This window comes from Janibacter zhangyanbonis (assembly GCF_050507325.1).
Lineage (GTDB): Bacteria > Actinomycetota > Actinomycetes > Actinomycetales > Dermatophilaceae > Janibacter.
The window spans coordinates 2,312,523-2,338,179 of record NZ_CP191481.1 but is presented as its reverse complement, the minus strand read 5'-3'; the positions used below and the strand labels follow the sequence as shown (position 1 = coordinate 2,338,179).

The following is a 25,657-nucleotide window of genomic DNA, read 5'->3' as shown; positions in this document are numbered from 1 at the left end:
GCCTAGGGCGTCGAGCGGCCCTCATCGCGCAGCGACGCCACGACGGCGGCGACCTCCGAGCGCTGGTCGGCGTACTGCGGCGCCGTGAGCAGCATCCGCTTGACGAAGGGGAAGCCCGCCGCCAGGAGCGCTCGCCAGCCGTGCAGGGAGAGGTCGACGTCGAGCGGGAGTCCGAGCTCGTCATGGGTCCAGCCGGTCTCGCGGGTCAGGTCGGCGGCATCGACGGTGGTGGTGAGCCCGATCTCGTAGGCCTCGACGACCGCACGCTTGGACTCCAGCGGGCGCACCCGCGCGAAGAACCCCGCGAGCGGCTCGCGGGCGAGCGCGCCACCACGGACCGCGAGCAGATAGCTCTGCAGGTGCTCCGCCGGGTGGTGGTTGGCGGTCGCCGCCCAGACATCGCTCGTACCGGCGTCGATGCGACGGATGAGCTCGTCGAGCGGCCCGAGCGGGCCGACGAGGGAGTCGTTGGTCAGGACGACGAGGTCCTTGCGCGCCACCGCCGGCCAGGTCGCCAGGGCGTGCGCCCACGAGCCGAAGTCGTAGGCGGTGTTGCGCCGCCGCACGAGCGCGACATCCGCGGGCAGGTCGGGTGCGGCGAGCCGCACCCACGGGTCGCGGGCTGCGACGAGGAGGACACCGAAGCCCCCTTCGGCCCAGGCCGTGGCCGCAGCCAGGGCGTCCGGCCTCACCCGGGCACCGGGAGACCACTCCGCGAGGACGACGACCCGGTCCCTCGCGAGGACGTCTGCGATGTCGCCGGCCACGACGCCCTCCCGCGCGGGCAGGCGGTCGTTGGCCGCCCCCTTCGCCCGCCAGCGCAGGTCCCGCACCCGCACCCGAGTGCGGGACTCCCACTCCTGCACCCGGTCGGTGAGCGTCGGCGCGCCGGCCTCCGGCGGGCGCTCGTGGGTGCCGCGGGCGGTCCACGCGGTGGCCTCGACCCACTTCGTCAGCTCGCCGGGGTGGGCCGCCCACAGCCGGGCGAGCCGTCCGAGCTGGGTGGCCCGCCCGCGCAGCAGCCGGGCTCGCCCCGGAGTCGCGTCGTAGCCGAGGTGGAGGTCGAAGCGCTTGGCGACGACCCGCGGGTGCACCCGCACGCCGTTGACGATGTTGGCGAGGTTGGTGCCGTGCAGCACCTGCGCCCACATGACCGGCGCGCGCACCTCGCGCAGCGGACCGTGGCCGCGGGCGCGGGCGTGCTTGGCGACGAAGACCGTGTCCGGCAGCCGGCCCTCCTCGCGGGCCTCGATGAGCGAGAGGAAGGGGCTGGAGAGAATCGTCGCTCGGTGCACGGCACCGCTGCGGTCGATCTGGATGCCGCGGGGGAAGTTGACGAAGAGCCGTTCCTGCCCGGCGAACTGCGCCTGCACCGAGGCCATGAGGTCGACCGCCATCGCGTCGTCGCTGTCGATCCGGGTCGTGATGACGAAGGGGGAGTGGCACCGGTCGGCGACGTGCTGGGCGAAGCCGTCGCGGGTGAAGGGGGCATGCGTCCAGATCGGGGTGAAGGCGCCCTCGGCGAGCTCCTCGACCTGCGCCCGGAAGTCCGCGGAGCACCGGTCGTCGAAGATCACCAACCAGTCGAAGGGCTGCGCGTCGCGCTGCGAGAGCACCGACGGCAGGCAGGCGTCGACGAAGAAGCCGAGCCGGTAGAAGAGCCAGTCCTCGTCGGGCGGCGGCGCATCGGGGTGCAGCACCGCGCTGAAGCGGGTGAGCAGGACGTGGTCGAAGGACGGCCTCACCCGAGCCATCCTGTCGGATCGTTAGCCTTGCCCCATGACTGACACCACCCCCCGGCACGACGGACGCACCCCCGAGCAGCTGCGCGAGGTGCGCATCACCCGCAACTGGCTCGACCACGCCGAGGGCTCGGTGCTCGTGGAGTTCGGCCGCACCCGGGTGCTCGTCGCCGCGAGCTTCGAGGCGGGGGTGCCGCGCTGGCTCAAGGGCCAGGGCACCGGCTGGGTCACCGCCGAGTACGAGATGCTGCCGCGCTCGACCAACACCCGCAGCGGGCGCGACTCGCGCAAGGGCAAGGTCGGCGGTCGCACCCACGAGATCTCGCGCCTCATCGGCCGCAGCCTGCGCGCCGTCATCGACACCAAGGCGTTGGGGGAGAACACGATCGTCCTCGACTGCGACGTCCTGCAGGCCGACGGCGGCACCCGCACGGCGGCCATCACCGGCGCCTACGTCGCCCTCGTCGACGCCGTCGAGGACGCCCGCAGCCGTGGCCTGATCCCGGCCGGCGCGACGCCGCTCACCGGCTCGCTCGCCGCGGTCTCGGTCGGCGTCGTCGACGGCCGCGCGGTCTGCGACCTCGACTACCCCGAGGACTCCACCGCCGAGACGGACATGAACGTCGTCATGACCGGCACCGGCGAGTTCATCGAGGTGCAGGGCACGGCGGAGGGCGCTCCCTTCGACCGGGCGCTGCTCGGTGAGCTGCTCGACCTCGCGACCACCGGCTGCGCCGCGCTCACCGCCAAGCAGCAGGAAGCCCTCGCCGAGACCCCCCGGGAGCGCGTGCTGTGACCCAGCGGGTCGTCCTCGCGACGCACAACGAGCACAAGGTCCACGAGCTGCAGCAGATCCTCGGCGAGGCTGATCTCGGCCTCGAGATCGTCTCGATGGCCGCCTTCCCCGAGGTTGGCGAGATCCCGGAGACCGAGGTGACCTTCGCCGGCAACGCGCGCCTCAAGGCCGAGCACGTCGCGATGCGCACCTCGCTGCCCGCGCTCGCCGACGACTCCGGCCTGGCCGTCGAGGTGCTCGGCGGCAGCCCGGGCATCTTCTCGGCGCGGTGGTCCGGTCTGCACGACGGTGCGGACCTGCCCCGGGCCGAGAAGGACCGCCGCAACCTCCAGCTCCTGCTTGACCAGCTCGCCGACGTGCCCGACGAGCACCGCCGCGCGGCCTTCCGCTGCGCCGCGGTCCTCGCGATCCCCGGTGGTGCCACCGTGACGAGCGAAGGGGAGGTCCCCGGCGTCGTCGTGCGGGAGCCGGTGGGGGACAACGGGTTTGGCTACGACCCGATCTTCCGTCCCGACGGCGACACCCGCACCCTGGCGCAGTACACGGACGTCGAGAAGAACGCGATCAGCCACCGCGGCCGCGCCTTCCGCGCCATGGTGCCGCTGCTGCGCGAGCACTTGGCCTGACCCGATCTCTGCAAAACCCTAGGGTCTTGCAGAGTTCAGGACGCTCAACGTCGCAAAACCCTAGGGTTTTGCGACGTTGGGTGGGGTGCCGAAGGCGGGACTTGAACCCGCACGCCCGTGGGCACGTGGACCTAAACCACGCGCGTCTGCCAATTCCGCCACTTCGGCTCGGTCAGGCAGTCTAGGCGGGTGAGCGACCACTCCTTCACCACGACCCTCGCCTGGTCGGGATCCACGGGTGTCGGCTACGACGCCTACTCCCGCGAGCACGAGCTGACGATGGCCTCGACGACGACCCGGGCGAGCAGCGACCTCGCCTTCCGGGGTGACGCATCGCTGCCCAACCCCGAGCAGCTGCTCGTCGCGGCGGCGAGCAGCTGCCAGATGCTCTCCTTCCTGGCCGTCGCCGCCCGGGCCCGGCTCGACGTCGTCGACTACCGGGACGAGGCCGTCGGGGAGATGCCGGAGGGCGAGCGGCCGATGTGGGTGACGCGCATCGTCCTGCGTCCGCACATCACCCTCGCTGCCCCGGCCCCCCGCGCCAAGGTCGAGCGGCTCGTCGAGGTCGCCCACCGGGAGTGCTTCATCGCGCAGAGCCTGCGCAGCGAGATCCTCCTCGAGCCGACCCTCGTCGGCATCAGCGACTGATCGCACCGGTCAGCCGCGCGTGCGCCCCGGCACCGACCGCGGGTCGAAGCCGTAGGGCAGCTCCAGCCGGTGCGCCGCCATGAGCTCGCCGTCCGAGAGCACCTCGCGCGTCGCGGCGTCGGCGACCATCCTCCCTTCGGAGAGCACGACCGAGCGCTCGCACAGCTGGAGGGCGTACGGCAGGTCGTGCGTCACCATGAGCACCGTGATGTCGAGGCCGTCGACGATCTCGGCGAGCTCGCGACGCGAGGCCGGGTCGAGGTTGCTGCTCGGCTCGTCGAGCACGAGGATCTCCGGTCGCATCGCGAGCACGGTCGCGACCGCGACGCGCCGCTTCTGCCCGAAGGACAGGTGGTGCGGGGGCCGGTCGGCGACCTCGAGCATCCTGACCGCGGAGAGCGCCTCGTGCACCCGCGCCTCGACCTCGGCAGCGGGCAGCCCGAGGTTGTGCGGACCGAAGGCCACGTCCTGGGCCACCGTCGTCATGAAGAGCTGGTCGTCGGGGTCCTGGAAGACGATGCCCACCCGGCGCCGCACGTCGAGCAGGTGCGCGTGGCTCACCGGCACCCCCGACACCGAGATCGAGCCGCTCGTCGGGGTGAGGATCCCGTTGAGGTGCAGCACCAGCGTCGTCTTGCCGGCGCCGTTGGGGCCGAGCAGGGCGACCCGCTCGCCGGGATGCACGTGCAGGTCGACACCGTCGAGCGCGCGGTGCCCATCGGGGTAGACGTGATCCACGCCGCGCAGGTCGATGACGGGAATGCTCATGCGCCCAGCCTCGCAGCCGCGAGGACGATCGTCGCGCCGACGGGCAGGAGCATCGCCACGGCCCACGTCGAGCCGGCGACAGGTGTCCGCTCGACGTGGGTCCGTCCGTCGAACCCGCGCGCGAGCATTGCCAGGTGCACGCGTTCACCCCGCTCGTAGCTGCGGACGAAGAGCGACCCCGCGGTGCTCGCGAGCGCTGGCCACGCGCGTAGTCCGCGGCCGCTGAAGCCGCGCGACTCCCGGGCCACCCGCATCGCCTGCAGCTGCCCGCTGATGACCTCGGTGTAGCGGACCATGAAGCCGAGGATGAGCACGAGCTGCGCCGGCAGACGTAGCCGAGCCAGCCCGGCGACGACGTCGGAGGGGGTGGTCGTCGCCGCGAGCACCAGTGAGGCACCGACGCCGAGTGTGCCCTTGACCAGGAGGTTCCACCCGCCCCAGAGCCCCGCCTCTGACAGCGACAGCGGCCCGACGTCGACGCGGGGGCCAGTCGCGACGAAGGGCATGAGTACGGCGAAGAGGACGAAAGGCACCTCGACGAGCAGCCGAGGAGCGAGGTGCCGCAGCGGCACCCTGCTCACCAGGACGACGCCGAGCAGGAGCAGTGCCTGCAGCCCGAGCGCCCACACCGCCTCCCGCGGGGTGAGCACGACGGCGATGACGTAGAGCATCGCCGCGACGATCTTGAGGTGCGCCGGGAACGCGTGGAGTCTCGTGGGGGAGTGCAGGCTCAACGCGTGGCGGTGGGGGTTGGCCACCTCAGCCGCGACGACGGGCGAGTCGGAGCAGGACCCACATGAGGGCACCCGTGAGTAGCACGCCCACAAACCCCGCCAGACCGCCGGAGAGGAAGCCGTCACCGATTCCCTTTGTCCCGTAGTCGGCGAACGGGGAGCCGGATGCGCCGTGGTCGCCCGCGGCACCGGCGAAGCCGAGCGTCTCGGCCACGTGCTCGAGCCCGTCGGGGTGCCCGGAGGCCCAGAAGCTCACGACGGAGGAGAGGATGAGGCAGACGACCAGTCCGCCGAGGACGAGGGCGCGGGTCGAGACGCGGGCCTTCATCGGGTCGCTCTCATGCTCTCGCGGGGCACGTGTGCCGAGGGTGAGAGGTGCTCCGCACCGCGCACGAGGTCAGGCCGCACCCCGACGACCGCCGAGACGACGAGGAAGGTGATGGCCGCCTCGCCGAGGCCGATGAGCAGGTGCCAGCTCACCATGGCGGTGAGCAGGGCGCCGGCGTCGACGGACGCGGTGCCACCGACCATGAAGAGCCCGGCGAAGACGACCGCGGCGCAGGGCACGGACGCAAAGGCGCCGATCGCGGCGGCCACGGGGATGCTGGCCGGCCGCGCCGGCAGGAGGCGTCGCGCGAGGACGAAGACGACCCAGCCGACCCACACGCCGACGAGCGCCATGAGTGTGACGTTGGTTCCGAGGGCGGTGAGGCCGCCGTCAGCGAAGACGAGCGCCTGGACGAGCAGGACGACGGTGATGCACAGGGTGGCGGTCCACGGTCCCACGAGGACTGCCGCGAGTGCGCCGCCGAGGAGGTGGCCGGAGGTGCCGCCGGCGACGGGGAAATTCAGCATCTGGGCGGCGAAGACGAAGGTGGCGACGAGACCGGCGAGCGGGGCCACCCGGTCGTCGAGATCGCTCGGGGTTCGTCGCAGCGCTAGGGCCACCCCCGCGATCGCCACACCCCCCGTGGCGAGGGAGGTCGGAGCATCGAGGAAAGCATCGGGCACGTGCATAGGTCACTCCTACGTGACTCTGCCCCTGGGAGGATAGGTTGGGGTGACCATACTGCATTCCGCCGAGACAGGAGATGCGATCCGTGGGCGAGAGACTCACCCCGGGCGATGCAGCCCCCGACTTCACCCTCCCCGACGACACCGGCGCGGAGGTCTCCCTGAGCGACTTCCGCGGCAAGCAGGTCATCGTCTACTTCTACCCGGCGGCGATGACCCCCGGCTGCACGAAGCAGGCGTGCGACTTCAGCGACTCGCTCGAGGCCCTGCGCGCCGCCGACACCGAGGTCATCGGCATCTCGCCGGACCAGCCGGCGAAGCTCGCGAAGTTCCGTGAGCGTGACGGGCTGACGATCACCCTGCTGTCCGATGCGGACAAGTCGGTGATGACGGCCTGGGGCGCTTATGGTGAGAAGAAGTTGTACGGCAAGGTCGTCGAGGGAGTCATCCGCTCGACGGTCGTCGTCGGACCGGACGGCGTGGTGACCCACGCCCAGTACAACGTCAAGGCGACGGGCCATGTGGCCCGCATCCGCCGCGACCTCGGCATCGAGTAAGGACGGAACCCCCACGTGAGCAACGACACCCCGAGCATGACCAAGCTCGAGAACGACATCATCACGACGCGTGACCGGCTCGCCCAGACCATCGACGAGCTGAGCGTGCGCGCCGCGCCCAAGAACGTCGTCGCCCGGCAGAAGGAGCAGGCCAAGGCCTCCTTCACTGCCGCGACCCGCACCGAGTCCGGCGAGCTGCGCATGGACCGCGTCGCGATCGCCGCCGCGGCCGTCGTCGGCCTCGTCGTTCTCAAGGTCATCTCGAGCAACCGCAAGGCCAAGAAGTGGGAGCGCCAGCGCGCCAAGCGCTCCTGGTGACGTCACCTCGGCACTGACGAAGGGGGGTGGCACCGACCGGTGCCACCCCCCTTCGGCGTCGTGGCAGGAGGTGGACCGCACCGCGGCAGGGCGCCGATCGAGGCGCCAAGAGCCCTGTCCCGGAGTCGATTTCGCCCTCCGCCATCGTGGTGCTAATGTTTCTCCTCGCGCGCCAATAGCTCAATTGGCAGAGCAGCTGACTCTTAATCAGCGGGTTCGGGGTTCGAGTCCCTGTTGGCGCACCACCCACGAAGGGCCCCACCGCACTGCGGTGGGGCCCTTTCGTCGTACCCGGGCGGTCACCCCGGCCGACCGGAGCCGGCCGGGGTCGACGGGTCAGCCGCGCCACTCCTCGAGGTCGACCTGCTCGTCCTCCTCGGCGTGGCGCCGGCGGCCCAGGAGCAGCCCGACGCCGGCGATGACGACGAGCAGGGCGCCGACGAGGACGGCCCAGCCCCAGGCGGGGAAGCCGCCGTCGCTGCTCGCGTCGTCGCCCTCGACGGGCGCGGCGGTGGAGCTCGACGAGCTCGAGGCGCTGCTGGGCTCGCTCTCGCCGTCGCCCGAGGTCGTCGACGACGAGGTCGACGAGGAGGTGGTGCTCGACGAGCTGGGCTCGGTCGTGCTGCTCGGCGCCGAGGTGCTCGACGGCTCGCCCGCCGAAGTGCTCGACGACGTCGGCGCCGTCGGGGCGGAGGTGGTGGGGGAGTCGCTGCCCGACGTGGTGCTCGAGCTGCTGCCCGACCCGCCGTCGCTCGTCGTCTCGCTGCCGCTCGGGCCGGTGTCGCCACCGGGCGGGGCGTAGGTGAAGGAGTAGGACCCGCTGATCGGGTGCCCGTCGGCGCTGACGACCTTGTAGGACACCGTGTAGGAGCCGGCCGGCAGCGAGGACTTCAGCGGCTGGTAGACGGTGCCGCCGTCGACCTCGAGGTTGCCGTCGGTCGCGTCGGTCGAGCCGGTGCGCACGCTCACCTCGTTGAGCCCGGACTGGATCGGCTCGTTGAAGCGCAGCATGATCTCCGGCGGAGTCGCGGTGAGGGTCGAGCCCTCCTTCGGGCTCGAGGCCTCGAGCCGGGCGTGCGCCGAGGCGGGGGCGGCCAGACCCACCATCGTCGCGAGCAGCGCTGCGAGAGCGAGGATCGCGGTGGCGGCACGGGCGAAGGGGGTGGCTGTCCGGGGTGTCGTCGTCACCCGCCCATCGTGCCCGATGGGCCTGTGCGGGCGCTGGAGGTGGGTGGTCATGAGCACCCTCTCGGAGCAGGTACGATGGTCCGCGCTGCCCGATGAGGTGGCACTTGGTGGGTATAGCTCAGCTGGTAGAGCACCGCGTTGTGGTCGCGGGTGTCGCGGGTTCAAGTCCCGTTACTCACCCCAAGGATGAAGGGCCCCGGGGATCGTCCCGGGGCCCTTCGTCGTCCCCGGTCCTCAGCGTGGCGTCCATCACCGATTGGACACTATTCGGCACGTCGATTTAACCTTCGCGCCCCTTTCAGGCCATTATTGGTCGGATGCAGACCGTTCGCAGCTGGCCCTACACCGTCGCTGTGGTCGTCTCGATCCTCGTCGGGGCGACCGCACTCGTCGGGACCCACTCGCTCGGGATCCCGCTCAAGGACCCCGAGGGATTCCTCGGTCCTGCCTACGTGCGCCTCCCCGCACTCGCCCTCCTCCTCTTCGGCATCGGCCTGGTCATCGCGGGCCTGCGCCGCGCCGGGTGGCGCGAGCTGCCGCGCGGCATGGCCGAGGTCGCCCGCCACGAGTGGAGCCTGCGGCGCATCGTCTACATCGCGACCGGTCTGATCACCTTCTACGTCTGCTACGTGGGCTACCGCAACCTCAAGAGCGTGCTGCCGGTCTACCGGCAGGACGTCCTCTTCGACAACCAGCTGCTCGACGTCGACCGCGTGCTCTTCGGCGGTGCCGACCCGGCGGCGGTCCTGCACACGATCCTGCCGCCGGACCTCGCGGCCCCGGTGCTGTCCTTCGTCTACCTGCTCTACCTGCCCCTCGTGCCGGTCTCGCTCATGGCGGTCCTCGTCCTGTGCCGCGACCTGTCCGTGGGCGCCTGGTACGCCACCTCGCTCAGCCTCAACTGGGTGCTCGGTGCGGTGAGCTACTACATCCTGCCCGCGCTCGGCCCGGTCTACGTGCGGCCCGACCTCTTCGCCGGCCTGCCCGACTCGGGTGTCGGTGAGCTGCAGACCGCGCTCCTGCGCAACCGTCTGGAGTTCCTCGCCGACCCGCGCTCGAGCGATGTCATCCAGGGTGTCGCGGCCTTCGCGTCGCTGCACGTGTCGGTCACCTTCGCCCTGGCGCTCTTCCTGCAGCGCACGGCCTCGACCCGCCCGCTGCGCATCGCCGCGTGGACCTTCTTCGGTCTGACCTTCCTCGCGACGATCTACTTCGGCTGGCACTACGTCCTCGACAACATCGCCGGCATGCTCATCGGCTACATCGCCGTCGTCGTCGGCGGCTGGGCCACCGGTCAGCGTCGGCGCGGCAACCAGGCCGTCGTCGTCACGGGCGAGACCGAGGGCTCGCGGTCGCTCGCCAGCGCCTGAGCACCACCGGCGTCCGGCGCCGGACCCCGCGCAGCAGCGTCCGACGCCGGACGGCGCCGGACCTGCCGGCTGTGTACGGTGGCCGCTCGTGAGCGCACCACTCGTCACCTCGACCACCGAGGACCGCAGCGGCTACGTCGCCGTCCTCGTCTTCCCCCTGCTCATCGTCGCCGGGGGAGTGGTCGGCTACCTGGCCGCCGACACGGTGTCGGGGGCGGCCCCCTTCGTCAACCCGCTGCTCGGGCTGGTGATGTTCACGATGGGCCTGACGCTGCGGCCCGTCGACTTCGGCCTCGTGCTGCGGCGCCCGCTGCCGGTGCTGCTGGGGGTCGTCGCGCAGTACGTCATCATGCCGCTGGTCGCCGTGCTCGTGGTGACGGTGCTCAGCCTGCCGCCCGAGCTGGCCGCCGGTGTCATCCTCGTCGGCTGCGCACCCGGGGGGACGGCGTCCAACGTCGTGTCCTACCTCGCCCGCGGTGACGTGGCGCTGTCGGTGACGATGACCTCGGTCTCGACGCTGCTCGCGCCCTTCCTCACGCCGCTGCTCACGCTGTGGCTGGCCGGGCGCTACATGCCCCTCGACGGAGCCGGCATGGCCCGCACCATCGTCACGATCGTCCTGCTGCCGGTCCTCGCAGGTCTCGTCGTGCGCCTGCTGCTCGCGCCGCTCGCCGAGGCGCTCCTGCCGGCCCTGCCGTGGCTGTCGGTGGCCGCGATCTCGGTCATCGTGGCGATCGTCGTCTCGGGCAGCGCCGACGCGATGCTCACCGCGGGTCCCCTCGTGCTCCTGGCCGTCGTCGTGCACAACGTGCTCGGCATGGGCCTGGGCTACCTGGCCGCCAGGGTGGCCCGGCTCCCGGTGCCCGCTCGGCGCACGACCGCCATCGAGGTGGGCATGCAGAACTCCGGGCTCGCTGCGGGCCTGGCCGCGCAGTACATGGAGCCGCTCTCGGCCCTGCCGGGCGCGGTCTTCTCGGTGTGGCACAACGTCTCCGGCGCGCTCTTCGCCGCGTGGTGCCGGCGCCGCGACCGCCCGTAGCGACGCGAGGACCGTGCCCGGTCAGCCGACCTGGTGGCGCGCGGCGATCTCCTTGAGCTCGGCCGTCTCGAGACCGGGCTGGGGGCGGAAGACCGCCTCGCGGTAGTAGCGCAGCTCGGCGATCGACTCCGTGATGTCGGCGAGCGCGCGGTGGCCGCCGTTCTTGTCCGGGGAGGCGAAGTACGCCCGCGGGTACCAGCGGCGCGAGAGCTCCTTGATCGAGGAGACGTCGATCATTCGGTAGTGCAGGTGCCCCTCGAGGGCCGGCATGTCCCGCACGAGGAAGGCGCGGTCGGTCGCGACGCTGTTGCCGCCGAGCGGTGCCTTGCCGGCGTCAGGGACGTGCTCCTTGATGTGGGCGAGGACGGCCTCCTCGGCCTCGGCGAGGGTCGTGCCCTCGGCCAGCACGTCGAGCAGTCCCGAGGTCGTGTGCATGTCGCGGACGAAGTCGTTCATCTGCGTCAGCGCCGCCTCGGGCGGGCGGACGACGATGTCGATGCCCTCGTCGAGCTGGTTGAGCTCGTAGTCGGTGACCAGGGCCGCGACCTCGATGAGGGCGTCGTGCTCGAGGGAGAGGCCGGTCATCTCGCAGTCGATCCAGACGATGCGCTCGGAGGAGGGAGTCGAAGAAGTCACGTCTTCCACCATATCCAGACCGCTGGATGGGTAGTCCTCCCCACCGACGAGAGGCCGCTGCCGCACTACCGTGGCGGCCATGAGCTCCACGCCGCCTCCTCCGCCCGCCGGGCAGCCCCCGGCTCCCGCCGGTCCTCCGCCGCCACCGCCCGCATCGTCCGGGAGCCAGCAGCCTCCCGCCCCGCCCGCGCCCCCGACCACCCCGAAGCCTCCCGCGCCGCCCGTCGGCCAGCCGCCGGCGCCGCCCGCGCCCCGCTCGACGCCGTCCGAGGACACCCTCAGCCGCCGGATGCTGCGCCGCAGCGCACCGGAGGAGCCCGAGTGGTACCGCACCGCCACCCGCTCGGTCCTGCTCGCCGAGGAGGCGGCCCGCACCGACTCCCGTCAGCAGGTGCTCGCGCAGCAGCAGGCCTACGAGGAGCAGCAGCGCCTGGCCCAGCAGGCCCAGGCCCAGCAGCAGGCGCAGGCCGCCTACGCGCACCAGCAGGCCGGTGCCCAGCACGCAGGCGCCCAGCAGCAGGCCAACGCCGCCTGGGCCCACCAGCAGGCCCAGCACGCCGCGTGGCTGCAGCAGCAGAGCTACACCGCCCACTACGTGCCCGCGCAGGCGCAGGCCAACCCCACCCCGCGCCCCACGCTGCGCACCTGGCTGCTCGGCGGCACCGTGGTCGTCGGCTCGCTCGTGCTCGCCCTGATCTTCGCGCTCTACTTCGGGCTGAGCTTCGGCATCCTGACCACCCTCATCGGGCTCGTCTTCGCGCTCATCCCGCTGGCGATCGTCGTGCCGATCTTCCTGTGGCTCGACCGCTTCGAGGCCGAGCCGTGGCGCTACCTCGTCACGGCCTTCCTCTACGGCGCGCTCGGCTCGACGCTCATCTCGCTCGTGCTCAACACGATCGGCGGGGTCTTCCTGCTCGGCGTCACCGACCCGGAGTCGGCCAACGTGCTCGGCGCCGTCATCGTCGCCCCGCTCGTGGAGGAGACCTTCAAGGGGGTCTTCCTGCTCGTCATGTGGTGGTTCATGCGCAAGGAGTTCAACGGCCTGACCGACGGCATCGTCTACGCCGGCATCGTCGCGGCGGGCTTCGCCTTCACCGAGAACATCCTCTACCTCGGCCGCGCGCTCACCGAGGGCGGGACGCCGGCCTTCGTCGTCACCTTCGTGCTGCGCGGCATCATCAGCCCCTTCCTCCACCCGATGTTCACGACGATGACCGGTATCGCGGTCGGCATGGCGGCGCTGTCGCGCTCGACGCCGGTCAAGGTCGTCGCGCCGATCATCGGCTGGTGCGCCGCGGTGCTGCTCCACGGGCTGTGGAACCTCAGCGCCTCCTCCGGCACGACCGGCCTGATCCTCGGCCTGTGCTTCGGCTTCGTCGCCTTCGTCTCCTTCGTCGCCTTCGTCATCTGGACCCGCTCGCGGGAGGGCAAGGTCATCGGTGAGCACCTGCTGCCCTACGCGGACTCCGGGTGGATCTCCCGCGACGAGGTCGCGATGCTCGCGTCGATGAAGGAGCGGCGGGTGGCCCGCCGCTGGGCCCGCGCCAGCGGCGGCGCGGTCAGCCTGCAGTCCATGCGGGCCTTCCAGGACTCCGCCTCCGAGCTGGCGCTGCTGCGCTTCCGCAAGCTGCGCCACGAGGCCGACCACGACGCGCTCCAGCAGGAGCGGGTCCTCCTCGACTCGATGACGGCCAGGCGAAGGGAGTTCGCCGGCGCCTGATCGTCGCGCGGGTGGGTGGGCTGCTGCGGAGGCTCCCCACCTGCCCGTGTCCGGTCAGGCCGGCTCCACCACGAGCTGCTCGTCGGTCAGGGCGGCGACGGCGGCCCGGTGGTCGTCGGTCGTGACGTCGACGTCGGCGAGGGAGATCTGCGCGGGGCGCGGCTCGTCGGCCCGCCAGTCGACGAGTCGCGCCGGCTCGCCGGGCCCGGAGACGAGGACCTCGGAGGGGTCGACGACGAGCCCGCGGCCGGTCGCCTTGAGGACGGCCTCCTTGCGTGCCCACACCCGCGCACGGGCGACGAGGAGGTCGTGACCGTCGAGGCTGCCGAAGCCGGCGACCTCGTCGGCCGCGAGCGTCGTGCGCGCGAAGCCCTCGAAGTCGGCGTCGGTGAGGTCCTCGATGTCGACGCCCACCTCGACGCCCCGGGCGACGGCGACGATCGCACCGGCACCGGTGTAGGAGAGGGAGAAGTGCCAGCCGGGGGCGCCGACGAGGCTGGGCTTGCCGTGCTGGTCGCTGCCGCAGGTGGCGCAGCGCCGGGCGAACTCGAGCGCCCCCGGGTCGCGGTCGAGCAGTTCGCCGAGGACCCGCCGCACGAGGGCGTGCCCGGTGACGAAGGGAGCTGCCTCGCGCTTGCGCCCGGCGCGGGTGCGCTCGCCCGCGTCGAGGATCGCCAGGTCGTCGGGGGAGTCGGAGACCCCCGCCTCACGCACGGTGATCCGGACAGGCATGGTGCCGATCATGGCAGGTCGGGCCCCTCACTACACTGATGCCGCCCGGGTCGTGGACATGTCCCGTTCACCCGGGCGTGCCTCCGTAGCTCAGCTGGACAGAGCAAGGGCCTTCTAATCCCTAGGTCGCAGGTTCGAGTCCTGCCGGGGGCGCCGACCGTCCGCAAGGGCGACGCCGGGCCGGGTGCGACCCGCCGGGCGCATCGCCCCCGGGTGACCCTGCCGGACGCGCGTCGCTGGATAGGGTGGGCCGCATGGGTGAGATGCCGAGGGGACGCGACGACGGCAGCCTCCTGACCCGCGTGACCGCCCTGCGTGACGAGGTCGAGCGGAGCCGGCTGGTGCTCGACCTGCCGAGCACGCGGCAGGCGCGCGGGGAGCGTCAGGCGCTGCTCGACCAGCTCGACGACTACGTCATCCCCAGACTCGAGTCGATGGACGCCCCGCTGCTCGCGGTGGTGGGCGGCTCGACCGGCTCCGGCAAGTCCACGCTGGTCAACTCCATCCTCCGTCGCGAGGTGAGCCGCTCCGGCGTGCTGCGCCCGACGACGACCAGCCCCGTGCTCATCCACCACCCCGACGACGAGCGCTGGTTCCGCGACGCGAGGGTCCTCCCTTCGCTCGCCCGGGTCACCGGTGGCGAAGGGGAGCCGCAGCCGGGCACGGTGCGGCTCACCCCGTCGACGACGCTGCCGCCGGGCATGGCGATCCTCGACGCACCCGACATCGACTCGGTCGTCTCGGCCAACCGCGAGCTGGCGACCCAGCTGCTGGCGGCGGCCGACCTGTGGCTCTTCGTGACGACCGCCGCGCGCTACGCCGACGCGATCCCGTGGCGGCTGCTGCGGCAGGCCTCCGAGCGCGGCACCGCCGTCGCGATCGTCCTCGACCGCGTCGACCGGCCGGCGATGGCCGATGTGCGCACCCACCTCGTCGAGATGCTGCGCGAGCAGGGTCTGGAGACCGCGCCGGTCTTCACCGTCCCCGAGACCGAGCTGACGACCGACGGTCTGATCCCCGATGCCGACATCGAGCGGGTGCGCGGCTGGCTCACGGCGCTCGCGGGCGACCAGCGGGCCCGCACGATCATCATCCGCCAGACGCTGCAGGGCGCCCTGCGGTCGCTCGACGGCCGGGCCACCTCGGTCATCGAGGCGGCGCAGGCCCAGCGCGAGCAGGCCAGCTCGCTCACCCAGGTCGCCTACGACGCCTACGACGCTGCCGAGCAGGGCGTCACCGACGGGATGAAGGACGGGCAGCTGCTGCGCGGCGAGGTCCTCGCCCGGTGGCAGGAGTTCGTCGGCACCGGCGAGTTCTTCCGCAAGGTGGAGAAGGGAGTCTCCCGCCTGCGTGACCGGGTCACCTCCGCCGTCGCCGGCGGGCCGTCACCGGCGGCCGAGCTCGACCAGGCCCTGCACACCGGGGTGAGCGCGCTGCTCATCGCCGAGGCCGATGCGGCGGCCGCGACGATCACCCGCACCTGGCGTGGCACCGAGGCCGGCCCCCTCGTCCTCGAGGCACACCCCGAGCTGGCCCGCTCCTCGCGGGGCCTCGAGAGCGAGGTCGAGCGCCTCGTGCGCGACTGGCAGGGCGACGTGCTCGACATCGTGCGCTCGGAGGGCGGCAACCGTCGCACCAACGCGCGCATCGCCGCCTACGGGGTCAACGGCATCGGCCTCTTCCTCATGCTCGTCTCCTTCGCCCACACCGGCGGGGTGCTCGTCGCCCCCGAGGTGGCCATCGCCGGCGGCACGACCGCACTGGCGCAAAAGGTGCTCGAGGCGATCTTCGGCGACCAGGCGGTGCGCGACATGGCCCGCAAGGCACGCCAGCTGCTCCTCGACCGGGTCGAGACGCTCTACGAGGACGAGCGCGACCGCTACACCGCCGTCACCGGTGAGCTGAGCGTGAGCGAGGCGCAGATCCGTCGACTGCAGCAGGCCGCCGCCGCGGTCGGTGAGGAGGCGCGATGAGCCGGCGCAACCCCCTTCGTCGTGGGACGCAGGGCGCCCTCACGGCCGACGAGCTGACCGCGCGCGCCGACGCCCTGGCCACCGCGCTCGACACCGGGGCCGACCGTCTCGACCCCCGGGCCGCGGGGCGTGCCCGCGAGGTCGTCGACAAGGTGCACGAGCGCACCGCCCTCGTCGGCGGGCACACGGTCGTCGCGCTCGCGGGGGCGACGGGCTCGGGGAAGTCGTCGCTCTTCAACGCACTCGCCGGTGCCGACGTGGCGACGGTGGGGCAGCGTCGCCCGACGACCTCGACCCCGACCGCCGCGGTCTGGGGGAGCGAGCCCGCGGGCGCGCTGCTCGACTGGCTGTCCGTCGGCACGCGCCACCAGGTGCCTGACCCCGGCGACCTCGAGGGGCTCGTCCTCGTCGACCTGCCCGACTTCGACTCCCGCGAGTCGGCCAACCGCGAGGAGGCGCGCCGGGTGCTCGAGCTCGTCGACGTCTTCGTCTGGGTGACCGACCCGCAGAAGTACGCCGACGCCGTCCTCCACGACGACTACGTCGCCGTGCTGCGCGAGTACGGCGCCGTCACCCTCGTCGTGCTCAACCAGGTCGACCGGCTGCCGGCCGGGGGGCAGGAGCAGATCGCCGCCGACCTGACCCGCCTGCTCGAGCGTGACGGCCTCGACGAGCACGAGGTCGTCGGCACCTCGACCCGCAGCGGAGCGGGTCTCGACGACCTGCGCGCCCGCCTGCACGACGCCGTCGAGCACGCCGATGCCGCCCGCCACCGCCTCGGTGCCGATGTGCGCACCGCCGCCGGCGAGCTGCTCGACTCGGTCGGCGAGCAGGGCGCCGGGGTGTCCGACCGGGCGCGTGCCGAGCTCGTCGACGCCCTCGCCCGCAGCGCGGGGGTGCCGACCGTCGTCGATGCCGTCGCACGCGACTTCCGGATGGAGTCGTGGGCGCGTACCGGCTGGCCCTTCACCCGGTGGGTCCGCGCCTTCCGTCCCGCTCCGCTCAAGCGGCTGCGGCTCGACCGCGACGTCGCCGGGTCGCCGGACATCACCGAGCAGGACGTGCGTGCCGTGCTCGGACGCTCGTCGATCCCGCCGCCGGCACCCGCGGCCCGGGCAGCGGTCGACCTCGCGGCCCGGCGGATCGGATCGAGCGCCGGCGAGGGCCTGCCCACGCGCTGGGCCGATGCCGTCGCCGACGCCGCCCGTCCCTCCGATGCCGACCTCGCCGACGAGCTCGATCAGGCGGTGCTGCGCACCTCGCTGCGCGGACGCAAGCCGGCGTGGTGGGCGGTCTTCAGCCTGCTGCAGATCGTCCTGGCGCTCGCGGCGGTCGTCGGCCTCGTCTGGCTCGTCGTCATCGCGCTCGCCGGGTGGCTGCAGCTGCCCGACATCCCGACGGCGGACGTCGGGCCCTTCGCGATGCCCTTCCTGCTGCTCGTCGGCGGTCTGCTCGGCGGGCTGCTGCTCGCCGCCATCGCCCGCTGGCTGGCCGGCATCGGCGCCCGCAAGCGCGCCGCGACGGTCGACAAGCGGCTGCGTCGGGCCATCGGCGAGGTCGGTGATGCTCGTGTCGTCGAGCCCGTGACGCAGGTGCTCGCCGAGCACGAGCGCACCCGCGCGGGGATCGAGCGGGCTCTCGGCCGGACGCGCTAGGACTCGAGGAGCGGGCCCGCCGGACGGCTGGGGCCGGACGCCCTAGGCCGCCGCCGGCGGCAGCAGCGCCGCGCCCTCGCCGGTCAGCCCGCGTGCGGCGCGGGCCCGGCCCGCGCACACCATGAGCAGCTCGAGGACCGGGCCGGTGAGCTCCGGCCCGTCACCGCGGACCCAGTCGACGTCGGTGGCGACCATCCGCACGCTGCGCAGCAGCCGACGGCCGCCGAGCAGCGGGCTGAGCAGACGGCACCGGTCGGCCGCCACCACGGCCGCCGTCGGGTCCGGCGAGTGCTCGAGGCCGAGGGGACGCAGGATGTCCTGGTGGTGGACGATCGCGTCGACGAGGGGCTCGACGGCCGTCGTCGTGGGCACGTGACGTGTCGACCCCCGATATCGCTCGAAGTCGGCGAGGACCGACTCCGGGGTCTGGGTCGCGCCGAGCCGCTGGACCTCGCGCTTGATCATCCCGTTGTAGCCGTGACCGAGGTTGCGGGCGACCAGGCCCGGCATCTGGGCCCAGCCGATCTGGGGGTTCGAGATGACGTGGGCGGCGACGTCCTTGACGCTCCAGCCGTCGCACAGCGAGGGGTGCTCCCAGGCCTGCGGGGGCAGGGACGTCAGGGTCGCCTCGAGGGCCGCTCGCTCGGCGTGGGTCCAGCGCCACACCGTGGCCGTGTCCATGGCGACGATCATCCTCGTCCACAGGCTCGCGCGCCAGACCCTCGTCGTCCACATCCTGCTCCGGGTGCGGCTGCGCCCCCTTCGCCTCGGTGAGGCTGGATCCACGGGCCCACCGACCGCGGTGGGCGGGGAGTGAGGACAGCACCATGAACGAAGTCGAGATCACCGTCGCCGGCCGGGTCGTCGCCGACCCGGAGCACCGCCAGACGACGCAGGGTCGGCAGTTCACGACCTTCCGCGTCGCGACGACCGTGCGCCGGCGCAATCGCGAGGGCGTCTTCGTCGACGTGTCGACGAGCTTCTACAACGTCGCGGCCTTCCGCTCGCTGGGGATGAACGCGCACCTGTCCCTGCACAAGGGCGACCCGGTCGTCGTGCACGGGCGGCTGACGATCAACTCCTGGCAGCGGGCGGACGAGTCGTGGGGGAGCTCTGCGGACATCGAGGCGGTGAGCGTCGGGCACGACATGACCTTCGGCACGAGCGACTACGCCAAGGTCAGCCGCGGCGTGACCGACTCGCCCGCCCAGGAGGCGGGGGTCGAGGGGCTGGTGGCCCTTGCCGATCGCGTCGCGAGCAGCGACGAGCCGGGCTGGGCGGGGTCCGCGTCGCCCACGGAGTCGCCCGAGCACGAGGACGAAGGGGAGGAGGCTCCCGTCCCGCAGCCGGTCTGAGGTGCCGGGCGGGGCAGGGCGGGCAGGGAGGATTCGGGCGCGGGGGCAGGAGTGGATAGCCTGCCCCCATGGCCGACTACATCTACACCATGGTCCGTGCGCGCAAGGCGCACAACGAGAAGGTCATCCTCGATGACGTCTCGATGTCCTTCTTCCCCGGAGCCAAGATCGGGATGGTCGGGCCCAACGGGGCCGGTAAGTCGACCATCCTCAAGATCATGGCCGGGCTCGACCAGCCGAGCAACGGCGAGGCGCAGCTCAAGCCGGGCGCGACCGTGGGCATCCTGCTCCAGGAGCCGCCGCTCAACGAGGACAAGACCGTCCTGGGCAATGTCGAGGAGGGCGCCGGCGAGATCAAGGCCAAGCTCGACCGGTACAACGAGATCTCCGAGCTGATGACCGAGCCAGACGCGGACTTCGACGCGCTCATGGAGGAGATGGGCAAGCTCCAGGAGGACATCGACCACGCCGACGCCTGGGACCTCGACTCCCAGCTCGAGCAGGCGATGGACGCCCTGCGCTGCCCGCCGCCGGACGCCGACGTCACCGTGCTCTCCGGTGGTGAGCGCCGCCGCGTCGCGCTGTGCAAGCTGCTCCTGCAGAAGCCCGACCTGCTCCTGCTCGACGAGCCGACCAACCACCTCGACGCCGAGTCCGTGCTCTGGCTCGAGCAGCACCTCGCGTCCTACCCGGGCGCCGTCGTCGCCGTGACGCACGACCGCTACTTCATGGACAACGTCGCGCAGTGGATCGCCGAGGTCGACCGTGGCCGGCTCTACCCCTACGAGGGCAACTACTCGACCTACCTGGAGAAGAAGCAGGAGCGTCTGCAGATCCAGGGCAAGAAGGACGCCAAGCTCGCCAAGCGCCTGAAGAACGAGCTCGAATGGGTGCGCTCCAACCCCAAGGCGCGCCAGACGAAGAACAAGGCACGCCTCGAGCGCTACGAGGAGATGGCGGCGGAGGCCGACCGGACCCGCAAGCTCGACTTCGAGGAGATCCAGATCCCGCCGGGCCCGCGCCTGGGCAGCAAGGTCATCGAGGTCAAGGGCCTGAAGAAGGGCTTCGACGACCGCGTGCTCATCGAGGACCTGTCCTTCTCCCTGCCGCGCAACGGCATCGTCGGCATCATCGGTCCCAACGGCGTCGGCAAGACCACGCTCTTCAAGACCATCGTCGGCATCGAGGAGCCCGACGCGGGCGTCGTCGACATCGGTGACACGGTCAAGCTCTCCTACGTCGACCAGAACCGCGGCGGCATCGACCCGGAGAAGAACGTCTGGGAGGTCGTCTCCGACGGGCTCGACCACATCCAGGTCGGCCAGGTCGAGATCCCCTCGCGCGCCTACGTCAGCCAGTTCGGCTTCAAGGGCCCGGACCAGCAGAAGAAGTCGGGCGTGCTCTCCGGTGGTGAGCGCAACCGTCTCAACCTCGCGCTGACCCTCAAGCAGGGTGGCAACGTGCTGCTCCTCGACGAGCCGACCAACGACCTCGACGTCGAGACCCTCGGGTCGCTCGAGAATGCGCTGCTCGACTTCCCGGGCTGTGCCGTGGTCATCTCCCACGACCGGTGGTTCCTCGACCGCGTCGCGACGCACATCCTCGCCTACGAGGGCACCGAGGAGAACCCCGCGAGCTGGTACTGGTTCGAGGGCAATTTCGAGGGTTACGAGGCCAACAAGATCGAGCGCCTCGGCGAGGAGGCGGCGCGTCCGCACCGCGTCACCCACCGTCGCCTCACCCGCGACTGAGACATCGCTGCACGACGACGGGCGCTCGCCCCCCACGACGGGGGCGAGCGCCCGTCGCGCGTCGTTACCGCAGCTCGGCCTCGACGAGGTCGGCCGCCCGCGAGGTGCCCCCTTCGGCCCGTGCCGCGTGTGCCAGCTCGGCCAGCCGCGCGGCGACCTCGCGGTCCGCGAGGAGCTCGTCGCCGGCGGAGCGCAGGGCGGCGGCGCTCGCCTCGGCGGTGTCGAGCCGTCGGGCCACGCCGAGCCCGACGAGGGTGTCGGCATTGGCGAACTGGTCGACGTCCTGGGGGACGGCGATCATGGGCGTCGCCGTGAGCAGTCCTTCGCCGCACCCACCCATGCCGGCGTGCGTGACGAAGAGGTCGGCCTCGCGCAGGATCGCCATCTGGGGCACCCACCGGTGGACCTCGACCCCCTCGGGGATCGCGCCCAGCGCGTCGAGGTCGATCCGTCGCCCGACCTGCAGCACGAGGTGCCAGCCCGCGCGGCCGCCGAAGGCGGCGAGGCACTGGCGGTAGAAGTCCGGCTGGTCGGTGTAGCTCGAGCCGAGTGAGACGAGGACGACGACCTCGGCACCGTCCGGGCGCTGCCACGAGCCCTGGTCGACGCGCTCGCCGATGCAGGGTCCGACGAAGGTGACCCGCTGCTCGTCGACCCGGTCGGCGTGCGGCTGCATTGCCCGGGGGACCAGGGCCAGGGCCCGCGGCGGGATGCCGGCGAAGGCGTCCGGGTCGTGCGTGGTGGCCCCGGCACGCTCGAGCCAGGCGGCGAAGTCCGCTCGGTACTGCGCGGCTCCGGGCAGGGCCATCACCTGGTCGCCGACCTCCTGCGCATAACCCTCCCAGGCGACATAGGTGGGCGAGAGCTGGACGAAGGGGGCTCCCTGCGCCTCGGCGAGCACCCGCCCGCCGTAGCCGCCGATGTCCGCGAGGTACAGGTCGGCGGGGTCACGGGTGAAGTGCTCCCGGACCTGCTCCAGACCCTGCATCGCGTCCTCGAGGAAGGTGCGCATGGCCGCGATCGGGTCGCTGGGCCAGTCACCGTCCGGCAGGGTCGAGGTGCACGGCACGAGGCGCGCCCCGGTGCCCTCGACGAGCTCGCGCTGGTGCGGGTCGTTGACGACGCTCACCCGGTGCCCGCGCGCGACGAGCTCCCGGAGGATCTCCAGGCTGGGCAGGGTGTGGCTGACGGCATCGACGCCGAACATCGCGAGGTGGGCCATGCCCTCGATGATCGCCTCGGCCCCCGACGTGACGCCAGCGAGTTTCGTCCCGGCCGATTGTCGCCACGCCTCGGTAGCGTGCCGCCATGCCCTCACTCCTGGACCAGGTCGCCGGCCGCACGAGCGTCGTCGACGAGGTGCTCACCGGTTCGCTGGACGAAGGGGAGGTCCTCACCGGTGTCGATCTGGTCGGGTGCACCCTGCGCGGCGGGTCCCTCGCGGGCGCGAGCCTCGCGGGGGTGCGGCTCGAGAGGTGCACCGTCGAGCAGGTCGACCTCTCGCGCGTGCGGCTGCCCGACTCGGTGCTCGACGGGTGCATCTTCACCGGCTGCAAGGCGCTCGCCACGTCGTGGTCGATGCTGCGCGAGCCGGTGCTCGCGCCAGACCCGTGCACGTGGGTGGACTGCCAGCTGTCGATGGGCAGCTTCGGCGGGCTCGACCTGACGGGCGCGCGCTTCGAGCGGTGCGTCCTCACCGACGCCGACTTCGACGGGGCGGTGCTGCGCGAGGCCGTCGTCGACGACTGCTCGCTGGCCGGGGCCCGTCTCGTGCGGGTCGACCTGCGCGAGGCCGACCTGCGCACCGCGCGCGACTACGTCGTCGACGCACGCGATGCGCAGCTGGCCGGGCTGCGCGTCGACCCCGTCGGCGCGCTCGGGCTGCTCGCTCCCTTCGGCGTCGTCGTGGAGTGATGCGCGGTCAGCCGTGGTCGCGCGCCTGCCGTGCCGACCACGCGCGGTCGGCCGCGAGCACGCTTGCGGGAGAGTCGATGTCGACGCCGGCACGAGCCGCCGCCTGGCGCACTCGAGGGCTGTCGAGGTCGGGCAGACGCACCGTCTTCGGCTCGATGGTGCGGTCGACGTCGGCACGCGCACGCTGCCGCCGCGCCTGCTCGTCGGCCCCGGCCGTGGCCCGCTCGATCGTGCTCGCGGTGACCTGCTGCGTCGCGCCGGTGATCGGGCCCGACACGAGGGGCGCGTAGCCGTCGCGGTGCCCGGCGACATTGGGGTGGTAGCTCTCGACGATCGGGTCGGACAGGCCGTTGAGCCACTCGGGGTCGTCGCAGACGGCGTGTCCGGTGAAGGCGCTCGTCGGGTTGACGAAGGTGTAGCCGGCCTCCTGTGCAGCCGTGCGCAGGCGGGAGTTGAGCAGGTCGGCCATCTCGTTGAGCCGGGTCTGCTCCTCGGGGGCGAACCACGTCAGGGCATTGCAGTCCTCGCCCATGAAGATGCGCGGGTAGCCCACGACGACGACCGCGGCATTGGGGGCCTTGCTGCGGATCGAGGAGTAGAGGGTCGTCAGCCGGCCGGGCAGCGTGGTGCTGACGAAGCTCTGCGCCCCGTCGATCGCGCCCTGGCAGTCGCTCGCCCAGCCCGGCATCGCGCACTCGGTGAGCACGTCGGCGAAGCCCGCGTCGTTGCCGCCGACGGAGATGCTCACCCGGTCGGTCCCGGTGGACAGGGCCGACAGCTGGGTGGTGGTCACGTCGGAGATCGTGGCGCCGCTGCAGGCCCGCAGGTCGAGGTCGAGGTCACCCGCGGCGGCGACGAGCGAGGGGTAGGCGAGTGTCGAGCGCAGGCACTCGGTCCCGTCGGAGATGTACTGGCGCGTCCCCGTCCCCGAGGAGTAGGAGTCGCCGAGCGCGACATAGCTGTCGCCGGGCGCGGCGGTCGCCGGCGACGGGGCCGCGACCGCGGCGAGGGCGAGGGCGATGGCGGTGGTCGCCATGGGGCGGGACGGGTGCATGCGGACTCCTCGGTGTGGGGTGGGCCACATCGCACGCTAGGGCTGGGCCGAGCCCGGTGCGTCCCGAGCTGACGAAGTCCGGTGGGAGTCCTGACGAGTTGTCGACGAAGGGGGTGGGTCAGCTGGCGCGCGCCCCGACGAGGCGCAGGGCCAGGGCGCCGTAGGTGCGCCCGATCTGCTCGGGCGTCGTGCGCTTGATGCCCGGGTGGTACCAGCGGGCGACGTCGACGACGAGGGAGAGGGCGGCCAGGGCCGTGGCGCGCACGTCCTCGACCTCGAAGTCGCCGGCCTCGACACCGGCCGCGATGATCTGCTCGACAACGCCGTCGATCTCGCGGCGCAGCGTGAGGACCTCGCGCTGGTGCTCGGGGGAGAGGTGGCGGAACTCGTACTGGACGATCCGCGCGACCTGGTGCTGCTCTGCGTGCCAGCGGGCGAAGGCCGAGATGACGTGGGCGAGGGCCTCGGTGGGGGAGTCGGCGCGGGCTGCTGCGGCGGCGAGGTCGTCACGCGCCCCCTCGTGGCCGACGCGGCTGAGCTGGAAGAGCAGGTCCTCCTTGCTCGCGAAGTGGACGTAGACACCCGCCGGGGACAGACCGGCGCGCGAGGCGATGTCGCGCGTCGTCGTCGCGTGGAATCCCTTGTCGGCAAAGGCATCCGCGGCCGCCTCGAAGAGACGCACGACCGTCGGGTTGCTGTGCTCGGGCAGGGAGGGTGTCGGCGTCGTCACGGTTGACAGCATGCCCGCTGGGCACGAGACTAAGCAAGCGCTTAGTCCGTACCGCACGTCACGTCCCAGAAGAGGTGGACACATGCCCCGCAACATCTACGACGAGGACCACGAGGCCTTCCGCAGCTCCGTCAAGGAGTTCGTCGACCGCAACCTCGTGCCCCGCGCCGAGTCGATGATCGCCGAGCACTCGATCCCGCGTGAGGTGTGGCTCGAGGCCGGCAAGCAGGGCTTCTTCGGTCTGACCATCCCCGAGGAGTTCGGCGGCGCCGGCATCGACGACTACCGCTTCAACGCCGTCCTCGCCGAGGAGCTGTCGAAGTTCAACGTCGCGGTCTCCTCGTGCTTCGGCATCCACGCCGACATCACCGCGCCCTACATCGTCGCGCTGGGCACCGAGGAGCAGAAGCAGCGCTGGCTCCCGCAGGTCGCCACCGGCGAGAAGATCCTGTCCATCGGCATGACCGAGCCCAACGGTGGCTCCGACCTCGCCGCCCTCAAGTCCTCGGCGGTCAAGGCCGACGACGGCTCCGGCGACTGGATCATCAACGGCTCGAAGACCTTCATCACCAACGGTCACCAGTGCGACCTGGCGGTCGTCGCGATCCGCACCGACCCGAGCAAGGGTGCCAAGGGCATCTCGCTCTTCGTCCTCGAGAAGGAGGACGAGGGCTTCACCAAGGGCAAGCCGCTCGACAAGGTCGGCCAGCCCGAGTCCGACACCTCCGAGCTCTTCTTCGACAACGTGCGCGTCCCCGCGGACCGGCTCCTCGGCCCCGAGGGCATGGGCTTCATCTCGATGATGCAGAAGCTCCCGCAGGAGCGTCTGGGCAATGCCATCGGCTGTGTCGCCCACGCTGCGCAGATCCTCGAGGAGACGATCGAGTACACCAAGGAGCGCAAGGCCTTCGGTCAGCCGATCGGCTCCTTCCAGCACAACAAGTTCAAGATCGCCGAGCTCGTCACGAGCATCGAGGTGGCCCAGGCCTACGTCGACGACTGCGTCGCGGCGCACGCCGAGGGCAAGCTCTCCGCCGTCGACGCCGCCAAGGCGAAGTGGTGGGCCGCCGAGACCCAGAGCAAGGTCCTCGACGAGTGCGTCCAGCTGCACGGCGGCTACGGCTACATGAACGAGTACCGCGTGGCCCGCGCCTGGCGTGACGCCCGGATCAACAAGATCTGGGCCGGCACCAACGAGATCATGAAGGAGCTCATCGGCCGCGACCTGGGTCTCTGAGATTCTCTGACCGACGGCCGGTCGCACCAGTCCATGGTGCGGCCGGCCGTCGCGCTACCCGCCGAGTTTGAGAGACTGGACGACACGTCAACGAAGGGAG

27 protein-coding genes and 4 tRNA genes are annotated in these 25,657 nt (G+C 71.9%); 18 read left to right on the top strand and 13 right to left on the bottom strand.

Annotated elements, in window-relative coordinates; genetic code table 11:
* Positions 1-2: 2 nt before the first annotated feature.
* The gene (locus ACQBJO_RS11420) at positions 3-1,745 is read right to left on the bottom strand and encodes a glycosyltransferase (protein WP_421007392.1); all 1,743 of its coding nucleotides are present in this window, start codon (positions 1,743-1,745) and stop codon (positions 3-5) included.
* Between the two features lie 34 nt (positions 1,746-1,779).
* Here ACQBJO_RS11420 and rph point away from each other — a divergent pair, with 34 nt between their 5' ends.
* Both rph and rdgB read left to right on the top strand, forming a co-directional pair.
* Positions 1,780-2,538 (top strand): ribonuclease PH, encoded by a 759-nt coding sequence (rph, locus tag ACQBJO_RS11415; protein WP_255183921.1) that lies wholly within the window; start codon positions 1,780-1,782, stop codon positions 2,536-2,538.
* Positions 2,535-3,164, top strand: coding sequence for an RdgB/HAM1 family non-canonical purine NTP pyrophosphatase (gene rdgB, locus ACQBJO_RS11410; RefSeq protein WP_421007391.1), 630 nt, complete (start codon positions 2,535-2,537; stop codon positions 3,162-3,164). The genes rph and rdgB overlap by 4 nt, the downstream gene beginning before the upstream one ends.
* Before the next feature lie 86 nt (positions 3,165-3,250).
* On the opposite strand, the gene ACQBJO_RS11405 is transcribed toward rdgB, so the two are convergent.
* Positions 3,251-3,332, bottom strand: a tRNA-Leu gene (locus tag ACQBJO_RS11405).
* Between the two features lie 21 nt (positions 3,333-3,353).
* Between ACQBJO_RS11405 and ACQBJO_RS11400 the strand changes: the two genes are divergently transcribed.
* Positions 3,354-3,812: an OsmC family protein gene (locus ACQBJO_RS11400; RefSeq protein ID WP_255183919.1), complete on the top strand. Its 459-nt coding sequence runs from the start codon at positions 3,354-3,356 to the stop codon at positions 3,810-3,812.
* Positions 3,813-3,821: 9 nt separating this feature from the next.
* On the opposite strand, the gene ACQBJO_RS11395 is transcribed toward ACQBJO_RS11400, so the two are convergent.
* From ACQBJO_RS11395 to ACQBJO_RS11380, 4 genes are read right to left on the bottom strand one after another with little or no spacing between them, the layout of a single operon-like run.
* Positions 3,822-4,580 (bottom strand): energy-coupling factor ABC transporter ATP-binding protein, encoded by a 759-nt coding sequence (locus ACQBJO_RS11395; RefSeq protein ID WP_421007390.1) that lies wholly within the window; start codon positions 4,578-4,580, stop codon positions 3,822-3,824.
* Entirely contained in the window at positions 4,577-5,314 is a 738-nt protein-coding gene (gene cbiQ, locus ACQBJO_RS11390; protein ID WP_255183917.1) for a cobalt ECF transporter T component CbiQ, read from the bottom strand. Before cbiQ ends, ACQBJO_RS11395 begins: the two co-directional genes overlap by 4 nt.
* A 25-nt stretch (positions 5,315-5,339) precedes the next feature.
* Entirely contained in the window at positions 5,340-5,642 is a 303-nt protein-coding gene (locus ACQBJO_RS11385) for a PDGLE domain-containing protein (protein WP_421007389.1), read from the bottom strand.
* Positions 5,639-6,331 (bottom strand): energy-coupling factor ABC transporter permease, encoded by a 693-nt coding sequence (locus tag ACQBJO_RS11380; RefSeq protein ID WP_255183915.1) that lies wholly within the window; start codon positions 6,329-6,331, stop codon positions 5,639-5,641. The genes ACQBJO_RS11385 and ACQBJO_RS11380 overlap by 4 nt, the downstream gene beginning before the upstream one ends.
* Positions 6,332-6,414: 83 nt before the next feature.
* Between ACQBJO_RS11380 and bcp the strand changes: the two genes are divergently transcribed.
* The 3 genes from bcp (at position 6,415) to ACQBJO_RS11365 (ending at position 7,448) form a co-directional block, all read left to right on the top strand.
* On the top strand, positions 6,415-6,885 hold the full coding sequence (gene bcp / locus ACQBJO_RS11375) for a thioredoxin-dependent thiol peroxidase (RefSeq protein WP_255183914.1): 471 nt from the start codon (positions 6,415-6,417) through the stop codon (positions 6,883-6,885).
* Positions 6,886-6,900: 15 nt separating this feature from the next.
* Positions 6,901-7,203, top strand: coding sequence for a DUF3618 domain-containing protein (locus tag ACQBJO_RS11370; protein ID WP_255183913.1), 303 nt, complete (start codon positions 6,901-6,903; stop codon positions 7,201-7,203).
* Positions 7,204-7,372: 169 nt separating this feature from the next.
* Positions 7,373-7,448, top strand: a tRNA-Lys gene (locus ACQBJO_RS11365).
* 91 nt (positions 7,449-7,539) lie between these two features.
* Here the strand turns inward: ACQBJO_RS11365 and ACQBJO_RS11360 are convergent.
* Complete coding sequence (locus ACQBJO_RS11360) at positions 7,540-8,391, bottom strand: copper resistance protein CopC (protein WP_421007388.1); 852 nt, start codon at positions 8,389-8,391, stop codon at positions 7,540-7,542.
* Positions 8,392-8,498: 107 nt separating this feature from the next.
* Here ACQBJO_RS11360 and ACQBJO_RS11355 point away from each other — a divergent pair.
* The 3 genes from ACQBJO_RS11355 (at position 8,499) to ACQBJO_RS11345 (ending at position 10,800) form a co-directional block, all read left to right on the top strand.
* A tRNA-His gene (locus ACQBJO_RS11355) sits at positions 8,499-8,574 on the top strand.
* A gap of 134 nt (positions 8,575-8,708) precedes the next feature.
* Positions 8,709-9,761, top strand: a complete 1,053-nt coding sequence (locus ACQBJO_RS11350; protein WP_421007387.1) for a phosphatase PAP2 family protein — start codon at positions 8,709-8,711, stop codon at positions 9,759-9,761.
* An 88-nt stretch (positions 9,762-9,849) separates the two neighbouring features.
* Positions 9,850-10,800 (top strand): bile acid:sodium symporter family protein, encoded by a 951-nt coding sequence (locus ACQBJO_RS11345; protein ID WP_421007386.1) that lies wholly within the window; start codon positions 9,850-9,852, stop codon positions 10,798-10,800.
* Between the two features lie 21 nt (positions 10,801-10,821).
* Here the strand turns inward: ACQBJO_RS11345 and orn are convergent, their stop codons facing one another.
* Positions 10,822-11,448 carry an oligoribonuclease gene (gene orn, locus ACQBJO_RS11340; RefSeq protein ID WP_421007630.1) on the bottom strand — a complete coding sequence of 209 codons (627 nt, stop codon included), beginning with the start codon at positions 11,446-11,448 and terminating at the stop codon, positions 10,822-10,824.
* Positions 11,449-11,725: 277 nt separating this feature from the next.
* On the opposite strand from orn, the gene ACQBJO_RS11335 reads away from it, so the two are divergent.
* The gene (locus ACQBJO_RS11335; RefSeq protein ID WP_421007385.1) at positions 11,726-13,156 is read left to right on the top strand and encodes a PrsW family intramembrane metalloprotease; all 1,431 of its coding nucleotides are present in this window, start codon (positions 11,726-11,728) and stop codon (positions 13,154-13,156) included.
* 54 nt (positions 13,157-13,210) lie between these two features.
* Here the strand turns inward: ACQBJO_RS11335 and ACQBJO_RS11330 are convergent, their stop codons facing one another.
* Positions 13,211-13,888 carry a 4'-phosphopantetheinyl transferase family protein gene (locus ACQBJO_RS11330; protein WP_421007384.1) on the bottom strand — a complete coding sequence of 226 codons (678 nt, stop codon included), beginning with the start codon at positions 13,886-13,888 and terminating at the stop codon, positions 13,211-13,213.
* 79 nt (positions 13,889-13,967) lie between these two features.
* Between ACQBJO_RS11330 and ACQBJO_RS11325 the strand changes: the two genes are divergently transcribed.
* The 3 genes from ACQBJO_RS11325 to ACQBJO_RS11315 all read left to right on the top strand — a co-directional run bounded on the left by ACQBJO_RS11325 (position 13,968) and on the right by ACQBJO_RS11315 (position 17,516).
* A tRNA-Arg gene (locus tag ACQBJO_RS11325) sits at positions 13,968-14,041 on the top strand.
* A gap of 101 nt (positions 14,042-14,142) precedes the next feature.
* A complete protein-coding gene (locus tag ACQBJO_RS11320) occupies positions 14,143-15,861 on the top strand; it encodes an ABC transporter (RefSeq protein WP_421007383.1) in 1,719 nt (572 codons plus the stop codon).
* Positions 15,858-17,516, top strand: coding sequence for a GTPase family protein (locus tag ACQBJO_RS11315; RefSeq protein WP_421007382.1), 1,659 nt, complete (start codon positions 15,858-15,860; stop codon positions 17,514-17,516). Before ACQBJO_RS11320 ends, ACQBJO_RS11315 begins: the two co-directional genes overlap by 4 nt.
* A 42-nt stretch (positions 17,517-17,558) precedes the next feature.
* On the opposite strand, the gene ACQBJO_RS11310 is transcribed toward ACQBJO_RS11315, so the two are convergent.
* On the bottom strand, positions 17,559-18,197 hold the full coding sequence (locus tag ACQBJO_RS11310) for a maleylpyruvate isomerase family mycothiol-dependent enzyme (protein ID WP_421007381.1): 639 nt from the start codon (positions 18,195-18,197) through the stop codon (positions 17,559-17,561).
* Between ACQBJO_RS11310 and ACQBJO_RS11305 the strand changes: the two genes are divergently transcribed.
* From ACQBJO_RS11305 to ettA, 3 genes are all read left to right on the top strand, one after another.
* Positions 18,196-18,333 (top strand): hypothetical protein, encoded by a 138-nt coding sequence (locus tag ACQBJO_RS11305; protein WP_255183904.1) that lies wholly within the window; start codon positions 18,196-18,198, stop codon positions 18,331-18,333. The two genes, ACQBJO_RS11310 and ACQBJO_RS11305, sit on opposite strands and share 2 nt — an antisense overlap.
* 10 nt (positions 18,334-18,343) lie before the next feature.
* Entirely contained in the window at positions 18,344-18,871 is a 528-nt protein-coding gene (locus ACQBJO_RS11300) for a single-stranded DNA-binding protein (RefSeq protein ID WP_421007380.1), read from the top strand.
* A gap of 68 nt (positions 18,872-18,939) precedes the next feature.
* Positions 18,940-20,622 carry an energy-dependent translational throttle protein EttA gene (gene ettA, locus ACQBJO_RS11295; protein ID WP_255183902.1) on the top strand — a complete coding sequence of 561 codons (1,683 nt, stop codon included), beginning with the start codon at positions 18,940-18,942 and terminating at the stop codon, positions 20,620-20,622.
* 64 nt (positions 20,623-20,686) lie between these two features.
* Here ettA and ACQBJO_RS11290 read toward each other — a convergent pair whose 3' ends face one another.
* Entirely contained in the window at positions 20,687-21,844 is a 1,158-nt protein-coding gene (locus ACQBJO_RS11290; protein ID WP_421007379.1) for a macrolide family glycosyltransferase, read from the bottom strand.
* 86 nt (positions 21,845-21,930) lie between these two features.
* On the opposite strand from ACQBJO_RS11290, the gene ACQBJO_RS11285 reads away from it, so the two are divergent.
* Positions 21,931-22,536, top strand: coding sequence for a pentapeptide repeat-containing protein (locus ACQBJO_RS11285; RefSeq protein ID WP_421007378.1), 606 nt, complete (start codon positions 21,931-21,933; stop codon positions 22,534-22,536).
* Positions 22,537-22,543: 7 nt separating this feature from the next.
* Here ACQBJO_RS11285 and ACQBJO_RS11280 read toward each other — a convergent pair whose 3' ends face one another.
* Together ACQBJO_RS11280 and ACQBJO_RS11275 are read right to left on the bottom strand one after the other, a co-directional pair.
* Positions 22,544-23,590: an SGNH/GDSL hydrolase family protein gene (locus ACQBJO_RS11280; protein WP_421007377.1), complete on the bottom strand. Its 1,047-nt coding sequence runs from the start codon at positions 23,588-23,590 to the stop codon at positions 22,544-22,546.
* A gap of 118 nt (positions 23,591-23,708) precedes the next feature.
* Positions 23,709-24,320 (bottom strand): TetR/AcrR family transcriptional regulator, encoded by a 612-nt coding sequence (locus ACQBJO_RS11275; RefSeq protein ID WP_255183898.1) that lies wholly within the window; start codon positions 24,318-24,320, stop codon positions 23,709-23,711.
* An 82-nt stretch (positions 24,321-24,402) separates the two neighbouring features.
* Between ACQBJO_RS11275 and ACQBJO_RS11270 the strand changes: the two genes are divergently transcribed.
* On the top strand, positions 24,403-25,557 hold the full coding sequence (locus tag ACQBJO_RS11270) for an acyl-CoA dehydrogenase family protein (protein ID WP_255183897.1): 1,155 nt from the start codon (positions 24,403-24,405) through the stop codon (positions 25,555-25,557).
* The last annotated feature ends 100 nt before the right edge of the window (positions 25,558-25,657 follow it).